Here is a 410-nt window from a genome sequence, read left to right as displayed (position 1 = left end):
TTGACTTTTATATGAAAGTTCACTTAACAGTGTTTGTACATCGGCACTTTCAATACGAGCTTGAAACATGGCTTTGGCTTTATTATCGGCGGCAGCTCTAGTTTTTTCGGCTGCTTTAAGAGCTTCTTGTGCTTTTTTTATTTTGCTTTTACGGCCCCAAAGGTTATTCCACCATGTGTCTGGTTTGTTTTCTGCATCTTCAAGTTCAACTTTAGCGCGTTCTAAGGCTTTTTGTGCATCATCAATTACTTTTTGCTCGGTGGCGTTTAATGATGAGAATTTTTCAAAAAGAATACCAACTTCGTCTTGATAATCGGTTAAGTCTTTAATAGCATCTAAAAGTGTGGTTCTGTCTTTTTCGGCCATATTAACCACATCATCTAAAGTGGCATTTAATATTTTTTGACGTA

Annotated in this window: 1 pseudogene; it reads right to left on the bottom strand. The window is 36.6% G+C overall.

Going from position 1 to position 410, the window contains the following annotated elements:
* A pseudogene (locus FUA24_RS03850) lies at positions 1-410 on the bottom strand (microtubule-binding protein); the annotation flags it as partial.

Source organism: Seonamhaeicola marinus, from assembly GCF_008085455.1.
The sequence above is the reverse complement of the archived record's forward strand: the minus strand, read 5'-3'. Positions and strand labels throughout refer to the sequence as shown.